Annotated in this window: 11 protein-coding genes; 8 read left to right on the top strand and 3 right to left on the bottom strand. The window is 67.3% G+C overall.

Annotated features, from left to right (window positions below; translation table 11 throughout):
* The first annotated feature begins 8 nt into the window (after positions 1-8).
* Positions 9-635, top strand: coding sequence for a hypothetical protein (locus tag FHG09_RS06845; RefSeq protein ID WP_152346911.1), 627 nt, complete (start codon positions 9-11; stop codon positions 633-635).
* A 51-nt stretch (positions 636-686) separates the two neighbouring features.
* On the opposite strand, the gene mgrA is transcribed toward FHG09_RS06845, so the two are convergent.
* Together mgrA and FHG09_RS06835 are read right to left on the bottom strand one after the other, a co-directional pair.
* Complete coding sequence (gene mgrA / locus FHG09_RS06840) at positions 687-1,727, bottom strand: L-glyceraldehyde 3-phosphate reductase (protein WP_152346910.1); 1,041 nt, start codon at positions 1,725-1,727, stop codon at positions 687-689.
* Positions 1,728-1,790: 63 nt separating this feature from the next.
* Positions 1,791-2,111, bottom strand: a complete 321-nt coding sequence (locus tag FHG09_RS06835; protein WP_152346909.1) for a 4a-hydroxytetrahydrobiopterin dehydratase — start codon at positions 2,109-2,111, stop codon at positions 1,791-1,793.
* Between the two features lie 270 nt (positions 2,112-2,381).
* Here FHG09_RS06835 and FHG09_RS06830 point away from each other — a divergent pair, with 270 nt between their 5' ends.
* From FHG09_RS06830 to FHG09_RS06810, 5 genes are all read left to right on the top strand, one after another.
* Positions 2,382-3,182 (top strand): GntR family transcriptional regulator, encoded by an 801-nt coding sequence (locus FHG09_RS06830; protein ID WP_152346908.1) that lies wholly within the window; start codon positions 2,382-2,384, stop codon positions 3,180-3,182.
* Positions 3,179-4,390 carry an anhydro-N-acetylmuramic acid kinase gene (locus FHG09_RS06825; RefSeq protein WP_152346907.1) on the top strand — a complete coding sequence of 404 codons (1,212 nt, stop codon included), beginning with the start codon at positions 3,179-3,181 and terminating at the stop codon, positions 4,388-4,390. Before FHG09_RS06830 ends, FHG09_RS06825 begins: the two co-directional genes overlap by 4 nt.
* A gap of 111 nt (positions 4,391-4,501) precedes the next feature.
* The gene (locus tag FHG09_RS06820) at positions 4,502-6,013 is read left to right on the top strand and encodes a sodium:solute symporter (protein ID WP_152346906.1); all 1,512 of its coding nucleotides are present in this window, start codon (positions 4,502-4,504) and stop codon (positions 6,011-6,013) included.
* Positions 6,010-7,110, top strand: a complete 1,101-nt coding sequence (murQ, locus tag FHG09_RS06815; RefSeq protein WP_152346905.1) for an N-acetylmuramic acid 6-phosphate etherase — start codon at positions 6,010-6,012, stop codon at positions 7,108-7,110. Before FHG09_RS06820 ends, murQ begins: the two co-directional genes overlap by 4 nt.
* On the top strand, positions 7,107-8,225 hold the full coding sequence (locus tag FHG09_RS06810) for a BadF/BadG/BcrA/BcrD ATPase family protein (protein ID WP_152346904.1): 1,119 nt from the start codon (positions 7,107-7,109) through the stop codon (positions 8,223-8,225). The genes murQ and FHG09_RS06810 overlap by 4 nt, the downstream gene beginning before the upstream one ends.
* 79 nt (positions 8,226-8,304) lie before the next feature.
* Here the strand turns inward: FHG09_RS06810 and FHG09_RS06805 are convergent, their stop codons facing one another.
* A complete protein-coding gene (locus FHG09_RS06805) occupies positions 8,305-8,748 on the bottom strand; it encodes a GNAT family N-acetyltransferase (protein WP_227492599.1) in 444 nt (147 codons plus the stop codon).
* Between the two features lie 548 nt (positions 8,749-9,296).
* Here FHG09_RS06805 and FHG09_RS06800 point away from each other — a divergent pair.
* Both FHG09_RS06800 and FHG09_RS06795 read left to right on the top strand, forming a co-directional pair.
* A complete protein-coding gene (locus tag FHG09_RS06800; protein WP_152346903.1) occupies positions 9,297-10,667 on the top strand; it encodes an FAD-dependent oxidoreductase in 1,371 nt (456 codons plus the stop codon).
* On the top strand, positions 10,664-11,233 hold the full coding sequence (locus FHG09_RS06795; protein ID WP_152346902.1) for a GNAT family N-acetyltransferase: 570 nt from the start codon (positions 10,664-10,666) through the stop codon (positions 11,231-11,233). Before FHG09_RS06800 ends, FHG09_RS06795 begins: the two co-directional genes overlap by 4 nt.

Here is an 11,233-nt window from a genome sequence, read left to right as displayed (position 1 = left end):
CTGGACGCATGTTGGTGCGTGACCGGAACGGGTGGGTGCTTCCGGCGGATCCGCGTGCGGTGGGCAGGATCTCACGGTTTTCCCGGGTCGTGGGCATCGGCTGCGCGATCATCGGTGGGTGGGCGCTGCTCTGCGGCCTCGGTTTCCTGCTGTTCGGAGGTCTCATCCTCGACGCTGTCTCCACAGCCGATCCGGGCAACAGGAACATCGCCCGGTGGGGGATCGGCGCAGGGATTACGGTGTCCGGAGTGGTCTTCACGATCGTCGCCATCGTCATTCTCACGCGGCACCGCAGGGCCCCACAGCAGCCGGTTCTCACCGTCGGCGCGTGCGGCGTCTCAGTGGTCGGAATGGGATCGGCCGACTACGCGGATCTCGTCTCGATCCACGCTCGCATCGGACCCAGGCCGATCCATTGGTCCACGACCATGGCCAAGACCGCAGGCAATGAGCTCGCCGCCACACTGGTCGGTCGGGGCCGAATCGTCCACGAGCTCGTCATCCGCCGACGCAGCAGGTCGGATATCCGAGCCGACCTGTCCATGCACACGAGTCCAGCGAGTTTCACGCAGCTGGTCGATCAGCTGCGGGGGCTCCTCGCTCCGTCCTCGATTCCCGTCGAGTTTCGACGCTGAGTGCGGCCGTCACAGGACTGAGGGCGACGTGTGGGCGTCAGTCTGCCGCTCTCATTCGGCGGTGCTGCGGCGAGCATCTCCCCAGATGTCGACGCCGGAGTCGACGGCGAACTCGTCGATCGCCCGCAGCTCATCGACACTCAGCGGTGCCGCGTCGAGGGCCGCGACATTGTGCTCGAGCTGCTCGACGCGGCTGGCCCCGATGACCAGCGAGGACACCCGGTCGTCGCGCAGAGCCCAGGACAGGGCCATCTGCGCCAGGGACTGACCGCGGGCGGCGGCGATGTCGTTCAGTCTGCGGATGCGGGCGAGGTTGTCCTCGGACAGGAAGCCGTCTTTGAACGACGGTTTGGCCTTGCCGGCGCGCGACTCCGCGGGCACGCCGCGAAGGTACTTGTCGGTGAGGAGGCCCTGGGCGAGCGGGGAGAAGCAGATGACCCCGAGGCCCTCGTCGTTCGTGGTCTCGAGCAGCCCGTCGTCTTCGATCCACCGGTTGATCATCGAATACGACGGCTGGTGGATGAGCAGGGGAGTGCCGAAGTCGCGAGCGAGCTGCGAGGCGCGGGCCGTGTCGGCGGCAGAATATGAGGAGATGCCGGCGTACAGGGCGCGGCCCGACCTGACGGCGGTGTCGAGGGCGCCGATGGTCTCCTCGAGCGGGGTCGAGGCGTCGGGGCGGTGGGAATAGAAGATGTCGACATAGTCGAGGCCGAGTCGGCGCAGGGACGCATCGAGGCTGGCCAGGAGGTACTTGCGACTGCCCCCGGGGCCTCCATAGGGTCCGGGGTGCATGTTCCAGCCGGCCTTCGTCGAGATGATGAGCTCATCGCGGTAGGGGTGGAGGTCCTCGCGCAGCAGCCTGCCGAAGTTGATCTCCGCCGAGCCCGGAGGAGGACCGTAGTTGTTCGCCAGGTCGAAGTGCGTGATGCCCAGATCGAAGGCCCGCCGGACGGTGTCGCGCTGGTTCTGGAAGGCGACGTCATCACCGAAGTTGTGCCACAGCCCCAACGACAGGGCCGGAAGGACGAGTCCGGACCGGCCGACCGGGCGGAAGGTCATCGAGTCGTAGCGGTTTTCGGCTGCGTGAAACACACACTCTCCTGGTCACGAGGCGGCTGAGCCTCCAGCCTAGTACGAACCCGGGTGACCGGCCGCTCAGTCCGCGTTCGAGTCAGCCTTCACCCCCGCCGAGGCAGCCAACTTGCTGATCGTGCCCGCGAGGTCGAGGTCGCGTTCGGTCACGGCACCGGTGTCATGGCTGGTCAGCTGAATGTCGACGTGAGGGAACGTCAGAGTGATGTCGGGGTGGTGGCCGGCGTCCTCTGCCGCGGCACCGATCTTGTTGACTAGGTCGAGACCGGTGGCGAAGTCACCGGTGAGCAGACGGGCGGCGATTGAGTCCTTTCGGGCCTGCCAGTCGGCCAGGCCCTTGTCGTTGAGAGTATCGAGCAGTTCCTGTCCAGTATATGCAGTCATGCTTCCATGCTAGGAACCGCAACGGCATCCGTGAACCCCCTGCTCCTGTTTCTGGTTCTCGCCGCCCAAGACGCCCCTCGAGCCGAAAGCACCTCAGGTAACGCGAAGCTCGAAAAAGTCGTCACCGGTGACGACTCTTTCGAGCTTCGCGTTACCTGAGGGGTGTGCGCACGGATTTCGCGAGAGTGGCGACAGAGAAAACGCCTCGAGCCATCGCGAAATAGACCAGTGGTCTTGATTTCGTGATGTGTCTTATGCCTCAATGGTGTCGTGACGAAATTCCACGCCATCCGCGACCAGCTCCTCGACCGGCTCGAGGGCATGGCTGCCGGCGAGCAGTTCCCGCCGGAACGGCAGCTCGCCGAGACCCTGGGCATTTCGCGGATGACCCTGCGCCGAGCCATCGACGAACTCGTCGCCAAAGGGATGGTGCGCAGGCGTCACGGCACGGGAGTCTTCGCCCTCAGCCCGAAGCTCGACCAGCCGCTGGCTGCGAGCTCCTTCACCGAAGACATGCTCGCGCGCGGAATGCGTCCCGGCTCGCACAACCTCAGCTTCGACACCACCCGGGCCGGCGCGCACATCGCACGGCGCCTCCACCTCGGCGAAGACGACGAGGTCATCGCTGTTCTGCGCCTGCGCCTGGCCGATGACGAGCCGATCGCCCTCGAAGAACTCCACATTCCCTCCGCCCTCGTCCCTGGGCTGAGCGCCGGCGACCTCGAGAACCAGTCCTTCTACGAACTGCTGCGCAGCCGCTTCGGCATCCGCCTCAACCACAGCGTGCAGACGATCGAACCGACCCTCCTCGACGCCGCCGAAGCCCAGCACCTCGGTGTAGAAGAACTCTCCCCGGCGCTGCTGTTCGAACGCATTTCCCGCGGTGCCGATGACCGGCCCTTCGAGTTCGTCCGCTCCGTCTATCGCGGCGACCGGTACAAGGTCCGCACCGAACTCACCGTCCCCGGCCCTGCTGCCGCCACTCAGGCAGATCCTGCCGTTGCCGTCCCCGCCACAGACACCGCGCCCGCCACCCCAGCACCGAACAGCACAGGAGGAGAGCAGCCATGATCATCGCCGGACTCATGACCGGAACCTCCGCCGACGGCCTCGATCTCGTCATCGCCGAGTTCCTGCCCGATCCGACCGTCGGCTCCGACCTCGTCGGCGCCGACCCGACAACTCTGACCGTGCGCATTCTCGCCGAACGCGAAACCCCCTTCGACGAGGAACTCGCCGCCGACATCCTCCGCCTCCTCGAACCCACAGACATTCCGCTGTCCCTGGTCAGCAGCGTCGACGCCCGCCTCGGCCGCTTCTGCGCCGACGCCCTGTCCGAACTCTGCGCCGACCACGACCTCTCACCCGACCTCGTCGTCTCCCACGGACAGACCGTCCGCCACGACATCACCGACGGGCAGGTCACTTCGACCCTCCAACTCGGGCAGCCGGCCTTCATCGCCGAGCGGCTCGGTATTCCCGTGCTCTCCGATGTGCGCTCCAGCGACGTCGCCGCCGGCGGCCAGGGCGCCCCGCTTGTCGGGCTGCTCGACTCCCTCCTGCTCTCCGAGGTCGAGGCTCCGACCGCGGTGCTTAACCTCGGCGGGATCGCGAACATCACCGTCATCACTCCCGGTCAGGACCCCATCGCCTTCGACACGGGCCCGGCCAACGCCCTCATCGACATCCTCGCCCGCCGCATCACCGACGGCCGGCAGGGGTACGACCGCGACGGTGCGCTCGCCGCGGCCGGAACCGTCGACGAGGACCTGCTCACAGATCTCCTCGCCGAACCCTTCTATGCACGAACCGCCCCGAAATCGACGGGCAAGGAACTCTTCCACGCCGCCTACCTCGACTCATTCCTCGAATCCCGCCCCCACCTCGGCGACCATGATCGGATCGCCACGGTCACCGCGCTGACCGCGCACACCATCGCCGAGGCGGTCCGCAGCTACGATGTCACCACCGTCATCGCCTCGGGAGGTGGGACGCGCAATCCCGAACTCATGCGCCGCCTCGGCGGGGAACTGGGCGAGAACATCGAGCTGACCAGCACCGACGCCGCCCTCGGGCTGCCCGAAGGAAGCAAGGAAGCACTGCTCATGGCACTCCTCGGATGGCTGAGCTGGCACGGACTCGACGGCACGCAGCCCAGTCTGACCGGAGCGAGAGGCCCGCGCATCGCCGGGCGCTTCACTCCCGGGGACGGGCCGCTGCATCTGCCCGAGCCCCTCCACCGACGACCCACCCGGCTGCGACTGACGGACAGAGGCTGACCGACTGAACCGCGGTCGGCTCCGACACCGCCCGTACGGCCCCACCGACAAACCGACCACGACTCCACAATCGAACCCGACACACTCCACACCCCCAATAAGGAGAGACCAATGCAGATCATCGACGTCCTGGTGATCATCGCCTATCTCGTCGCAACGGCGTGGCTGGGACTGGCGCTGAGCGGAAAGCAGAGCAACCTCAAGGGCTACTTCCTCGGCGGGCGCGACCTGCCGTGGTGGGCCGTCTGCCTGTCCGTCGTCGCCACCGAGACGAGCGCGCTCACCGTCATCGGCATCCCCGTCATGAGCTACCTCGGCGACCTCAACTACCTGCAGCTGGGCTTCGGCTACATTCTCGGCCGCGTCGTCGTCGCCTACTTCATGCTCCCGCGCTACTACGACGGTGAGATGATCACCGCCTACGCCTACCTGGGCAAACGCTTCGGCCAGTCGACGCAGACCACGGCCGGCGTGACCTTCCTCTTCACCCGTCTGCTCGCCGACGGCATCCGCGTGCTCGCCGCGGCCATCCCGCTCAAGGTCATCCTCGACGGGCTCGGCATCCACACGAACTACTTCGTCATCATCGTCGTCCTCTCGCTCGTCACGATCGTCTACACGTTCATCGGCGGCATCAAGGCCGTCGTCTGGGTCGATGTCGCGCAGATGATCCTCTACGTCCTCGGCGGGATCCTCGCGATCATCATCATCTCGGCATCGATCGGCGGCGGCTGGTTCGCCGAGGCGGTCGAAGCCGGGAAGGCGAACATCTTCGTATTCGAAGGCAACCCGATCTCCGCGGATGCGTCGTTCATCCCGTCGTTCCTCGGCGGCGCGGTCTTCGCGATGGCCTCGCACGGATCCGACCAGCTCATCGTCCAGCGCCTGCTGTCGTGCCGGTCGAAGCTCGAGGCGCAGAAGGCGCTCATCACCTCCGGCGTCGTCGTGGTCGTTCAGTTCGCGATCTTCCTCCTCGTCGGACTCGCGCTGTGGGCCTACTACGACCACGCGCTGCCGGCGGATCTCGGCCTGACCCGCGACGACGAGATCTTCCCGCTGTTCATCATCGAAGGTCTGCCCACCGGAATCTCGGGCCTGCTGCTGGCCGGCATCCTCGCCGCCGCGATGTCGACGCTGTCCTCGTCGCTGTCGGCTCTGTCGTCCTCGACGGTCAACGACGTGTACGCGAAGCTCAAGCGCACCCCGATGACCGACGAACAGGGGTTCAAGGTCGGCCGCTGGGCGACGATCGGCTGGGGCATCGCGTTCATCCTGCCGGCCACCGTCTTCCAAACTGACGAGGGCAACATCGTCATCCTCGCTCTGGGCATCGCCGGCATCACCTACGGCGGTCTGCTCGGTGCGTTCGTCTTCGGCATCGTCAACAAGCGGGCCCGAGCTGTCGACGCGAACATCGCGTTCGCCCTGGCCGTGGCCGTCAACGCGTTCTTCTTCGTCATGGAGAAGTACGTCACCGGCGAGGTGTGGGTGGCATGGCAGTGGTACCCGCTGCTCGGCGTCATCGTCACCTTCATCGTCGGCGGGCTGCTCGGCCTGCGTCACAAGACGAAGGTCGTCGAAGAGCCCACCATCGCCGAGGTGGAAGGAAGCACCCGCCCATGACCTCCTCCCAGCCGGGTTCGGCCCAGCCCGCCCCGATCCCGTCGCCGGAGTCGACGACTTCGACGGCGGAACCGACGTCGACCGGACGCCCCCTGTCGCCGACCGAGCAGCGCAATCCGGCCAGCTCCGGCCTCGATGACCTCGACACCCTCGGCGTCCTCCAGGTCCTCAACGCCGAAGACCACGCCGTGATCGACGCGGTCGCCGCGGCCCTCCCGCAGCTCGCCCGCCTCGTCGACATCGCGGCGGAGCGCATGCGCCGAGGCGGCCGTGTCCACTACTTCGGTGCAGGCACGTCGGGGCGGCTCGGCGTCCTCGACGCAAGCGAACTCCTGCCGACATTCAACCTCGAACCTGGCCGGGTCATCGGGCATATCGCCGGTGGCCAGGCGGCCCTGGTCAACGCCGTCGAGAACGCCGAGGACTCCGGGGCCGACGGATCCGCGGCCGGTGCGGAGCTCGGGCCTGACGATGTGGCCATCGGCATCGCAGCGAGCGGGTCGACCCCGTACGTCGGCGGGGCGCTCGACGCGGCGCGGGCGAACGGCGCGCACACCGTCCTCATCTCGAACAACCCGCACGCACCCGTGGCCGAGAAGGCCGATGACCATATCGTGCTCGACACCGGGCCCGAGGTGATCACCGGGTCGACGAGGCTCAAGGCCGGCACCGCTCAGAAGCTCACCCTCAACGGGTTCTCGACCGCGCTCATGGTCGCCCTCGGCCGGACCTGGGACAACCTCATGGTCTCCGTCGTGGCGACGAACGCGAAGCTGCGCGAACGCACCGTGCGCATCCTCCGCGAGGCCGCTGACCTCGACGATGCCGACGCCCGGGATCTGCTCGAGCGCTGCGATGGTGACCTCAAGACGGCGATCGTCGTCTCCTTCACCGAGGCGGCCCCCGCACTGGCAGCATCGACGCTGGAATCCCATGACGGTTCGGTCCGAGCCGCGATCGCCGAACTCACCGGGACAAGTGCGTCAGGCAATTCCGACCGGTCCGCCGCCCGCGCTCCGGGTGGAACCGGTGGATCGGACGACGGCGGTCCGGGTGGAAGCACCGGGTCCGACGGTCCGGGTACCGTGGGCGCATGAGTCTCATCCTCGGCATCGACATCGGCGGCACCGGCAGCCGGGTCGCGCTCGGCGAAGTCGATGTCGTTGCCGAACCACTTGGCAGCATCGACAGCGAGCCGACCGTGAAACTTGGAACTGCCGTCGGCACCGGCTTCGTCCCGCGCATCATCGACCAACTCACCGGCTCGCGCATCGAGATCGGGCCGAGCGGCAGCAACGTTCTCCGGGTGGTTCGGGAACTCGTGAGGACGGCCGCGGAGACCTGGCCCGACCGCTTCTCCGAGGTCATCGGCATCGGCATCGGAGCCACCGGCATCGCCTCCCTCGCCGAGGACCCGTCGGATGCGCTCGCCGCCGTCTCCTCGGAGTTCGGGGTGTCGACAGTCGCCGCCATCGATGCCGTGACCGCTCACCTCGGCGCCCTCGGCGGAACCGGCGGGGCGATCACCGTGCTCGGGACCGGAGCCATCGCCATCGCCCACCCGGGTCCAGGCGATGAGGGAATCTGGTCATCCGACTGGTCACGTGCCGACGGCTGGGGCCACCTCTTCGGCGACCGCGGGGGAGGGGCGTGGCTGGGCCGCCACGGCCTCGAACTCGCTCTGCGCACCCATGACGGACTCGATGAGCGCGGGCGTGCACTGCTCGAGGCGGCCACGCGTCGTTTCGGACCACCAGCATCCTGGCCGAGCCAGTTCTACACCCGCAATGACCGAGCCGGACTGCTCGCCGAGTTCGCCGTCGACATCGCCGACTGCGCTCGCGCCGGTGACGTTGCTTCGGCCGAGCTGCTCCGCGGTGCCGGCCAGGAAGCCGCCTGCAGCGCCGTCGCCGCCGCACGCGCCGACTCCGGTGGCAGATCATTCCAGGCCGGCCAGGGCGGCTCAACCAGCGCCGACGTCGTCTCGGAGCACGGCCGGACTGCCGATTCGCCGATCCGCATCGCGCTCACCGGGGGAGTCGCGGCCGCGGGCGGCCGCCTCTTCGAGGGATTCCGCACCGAAGCCGCACGTCTGCAACCGAACGTCTCCATCGTCGAGCCCGCCGGCGGGCCGCTCGATGGTGCACTCACGCTCGGCCACCTCGGTGCCGGTGGGAAACTGCGCGGCCAGAGTCGGATCGTCTGGACCTGACACGGGCTCAGGTAACGCGAAACTCGAAAGAGTCGTCTCCGGCGACGACTTTTTCGAGTTTCGCGTGACCTGAGGCGAATTAAGCCCGTGCCGGCCGCACCATCCTCACTTCGCGCACGCCGTCGTACTCGTCGGTCTTGACGGTGCCGTCCGCGACGAAGCCGTTCTTCGAGTAGAAGGCCTGAGCACGCGGATTCGGGTCGGCCACCCACAGCGCAGTCGTCACGGTCGGGTCGATGACGGCGTCGAGGAGGTCCTGGCCGACGCCCGTTCCGTGCATGGAGCGGTAGGCGTAGAGGACGTAGAGGTGGCGGGCTTCGGGGCGCGCAGTTCGGCTGAGCCCGCGCTCGGGGTCGCCGGCGAGGATCTGCGTCCACATCCGCTGTCGGCGATCGAGGAGATCGGGAGCATCGAGGAGGTCGTCGGGCATGATCCCGCGGTAGGTCTCGAGCCAGGTGTCGACGTGGACGCGGGCCATGGCTTCGGCATCGGCGGGTACGGGTGGGCGGACAGTATGTGCCATGACTGGATGCTACCGGCCGATCGATCCTGTGGGTGCGGTCATCGGCACGAAATATTCATCTGACTCCGACGGTCCGACGGTGCATGCGACGTGGGTACCGGTGTTTGCCTGCTCACCGCCTGTTACCGCGAACGCTTCGACGGCACGGAGAAGAGGGCCGGCGGGCAGCCTCGCTGACCAAGTGCCGATCCGCGGCATGTCATCGACAGCACACCAAACTGGCGCATCGACAGCACACCAACTGGCTCAAAGTGTGAGTGCCCAGCTTTAATGTTGCTCCTGCGCTTTGAACCAGCTGTCACCTCCGCCACCGAGGCAGCGGGCAGCGAACCGGTCGGCATTAGCGCGCATCCCATTTCCTCCGTCGGGATCGAGGTCTACGCTGGGAAACGAGCCCCAGCGCTCACTGAGTCAACGGCGCCGCCGGGCCCAGCGCTCACTGAGTCAACGGCGCCGCCGGGCCCAGCGCTCACTGAGTCAACGGCGCCGCCGGGCCCAGCGCTCACTGAGTCAACAGCGTCGAAGCGCCGAGAGCCGAGGAGAGTGTCATGTCCGACACCGACAGCACGCACGCCACCCGACACGACACCGAACACGTCGATTGCGTCATCTCCGGAGGCGGCCCTGCCGGGATCGTCGCCGGTCTGCTGCTCGCTCGCGGCGGGGTGAAGGTCGTGGTGCTCGAGAAGCACGAGGACTTCTTCCGCGACTTCCGCGGTGACACCATCCACCCCTCGACCCTGCGACTGCTCGACGAGCTCGGTCTCTACCACGAGTTCGCCCGCATCGCGCATCGTCGCGTCGAGGGCGTGACCCTGGCCGGGAGGGACGGCGAGGACGTCCTGCTCGCCGACTTCACCCGCCTCGATCTGCCCCATCCGTTCATGACGATCGCACCCCAGTGGGACTTCCTCAACCTGCTTGCGAAGGCAGGGGAGTCCGAGCCGAACTTCGACCTGCGGATGGGTGTCGAGGCCGCCTCGTTGATCTGGGACGGCGGCCGTGTGGTCGGTCTCCGTGCACGGAATTCCACCCTCGCCGAGGCGGCACCTCCGACTGCGGACACCGTCGGTCCCGGCGTGGAACCGACCACCAACGCCACCGCTTCTGCCCAACCAGCCACCCCGCACACCCTCGAATTCCGCGCCTCGCTCGTCATCGCCGCCGATGGGAGGTGGTCGAAGGTCCGCGCCGAGGCGAGGCTGTCCATGAGAGAGCTGCCGTCGACGATCGACGTGTGGTGGTTCCGCATCGACACCGAGGCGGTCCTGCCCGATTCCGTCGCGCCGCGGGGAGGTGACGGAAAGGTCTTCGTCGCGATTCCCCGCGACGGACACGTGCAGATCGCCCGCCTCATCCCGAAGGGTGCGGACGAGCGCCTGCGCGCCGAAGGCATCGAATCGCTGCGTGACGCAGTCGCCGCGACCTATCCGCAGCTGGCCGACGACGTCGACGCCGTCGACTTCGATGATGTGAAGCTCCTCGACGTTCGGCGCAATGAGGCCAGACGATGGTTCGCCGACGGTCTGCTGTGCATCGGCGATTCCGCACACGCGATGAGCCCGCTCGGCGGGGTCGGGGTCAACCTCGCGGTACAGGACGGAGTCGCCGTCGCACGGATGCTCGCCGAACCGCTGCGCTCAGGAACGGTGAACTCGTCGGATCTGCGGCGCCTGCAGCTGAGACGACTCCCGACCACCCGCGCCGTTGAACTCCTGCAGTCAGGCATCCACCGGATGGTCGAACCCGCCGTCCACGGATACCGGCCCATCCGACCGCCGGCACCGCTGGAGTGGCTGCTGACTACCTTTCCCGGGCTCACCCGAATACCGGCGCGCATCCTCGGCGTCGGCATCACCGCCGAACACGCCCCGGAGTTCGCCCGGCGCGAGGAACCGACCTTCGAAAGAGCACGATGAGCGAAATTCTGCGATTGCGTCCATTGGCGCCCACCGATGAGGCGGAGCTGCGCAAGTTTCATGAGCAGCTGCGCGCCGACGACTTCGAATTCCTCCAGGCTGAGGGCACGTGGGACGACATCATCGCCTCGCACGAGCGCGAGGCCGGCGGAATCGACCTCCCACCCGGGCGGGTGCGCGCGGAATTCCTCGTCGCCGAGGTGGCCGACCGTCCCGTCGGCCGTACCTCCATCCGGTACGAACTCAACGATTTCCTTTTCTCACTGGGCGGGCACGTCGGCTATGCGGTGGCTCCGGAATTCCGTGGCCGAGGCTACGCCCAACAGATCCTGTCACGCTCGGTCGAACGTCTGCGAGCGAGCGGAATCACAAGTGTGCTCGTCACCTGCGATGAGACGAATGCCGCCTCGGCGAGGGTGATCGAGCGCTGCGGAGGAGTTCTCGAGGACGTGCGCGAAACCGGTGACGGTCCGGCCAAACGTCGCTACTGGATCGGCGCGGATTCCGGTTTTCCTCAATCGGTCTCGACGGTCACCACTAGTGCGACGGGGACGGCGGATCCGTAG

Origin of the sequence: Brevibacterium sp. CFH 10365, from assembly GCF_009299785.1 — a bacterium.
Classification (GTDB): Bacteria; Actinomycetota; Actinomycetes; order Actinomycetales; family Brevibacteriaceae; genus Brevibacterium; species Brevibacterium limosum.
Note: the sequence above shows the minus strand (reverse complement) of the source record. Positions and strands in the feature narration are given on the sequence as shown.

Bases quoted from the DNA above. Each gene is read 5' to 3' on its own strand.
- FHG09_RS06845 (WP_152346911.1), top strand. From the start codon at position 9: ATGTTGGTGCGTGACCGGAACGGGTGGGTGCTTCCGGCGGATCCGCGT.
- FHG09_RS06835 (WP_152346909.1), bottom strand. From the start codon at position 2,111: ATGACTGCATATACTGGACAGGAACTGCTCGATACTCTCAACGACAAG.
- FHG09_RS06825 (WP_152346907.1), top strand. From the start codon at position 3,179: ATGATCATCGCCGGACTCATGACCGGAACCTCCGCCGACGGCCTCGAT.
- FHG09_RS06820 (WP_152346906.1), top strand. From the start codon at position 4,502: ATGCAGATCATCGACGTCCTGGTGATCATCGCCTATCTCGTCGCAACG.
- murQ (WP_152346905.1), top strand. From the start codon at position 6,010: ATGACCTCCTCCCAGCCGGGTTCGGCCCAGCCCGCCCCGATCCCGTCG.
- FHG09_RS06810 (WP_152346904.1), top strand. From the start codon at position 7,107: ATGAGTCTCATCCTCGGCATCGACATCGGCGGCACCGGCAGCCGGGTC.
- FHG09_RS06805 (WP_227492599.1), bottom strand. From the start codon at position 8,748: ATGGCACATACTGTCCGCCCACCCGTACCCGCCGATGCCGAAGCCATG.
- FHG09_RS06800 (WP_152346903.1), top strand. From the start codon at position 9,297: ATGTCCGACACCGACAGCACGCACGCCACCCGACACGACACCGAACAC.
- FHG09_RS06795 (WP_152346902.1), top strand. From the start codon at position 10,664: ATGAGCGAAATTCTGCGATTGCGTCCATTGGCGCCCACCGATGAGGCG.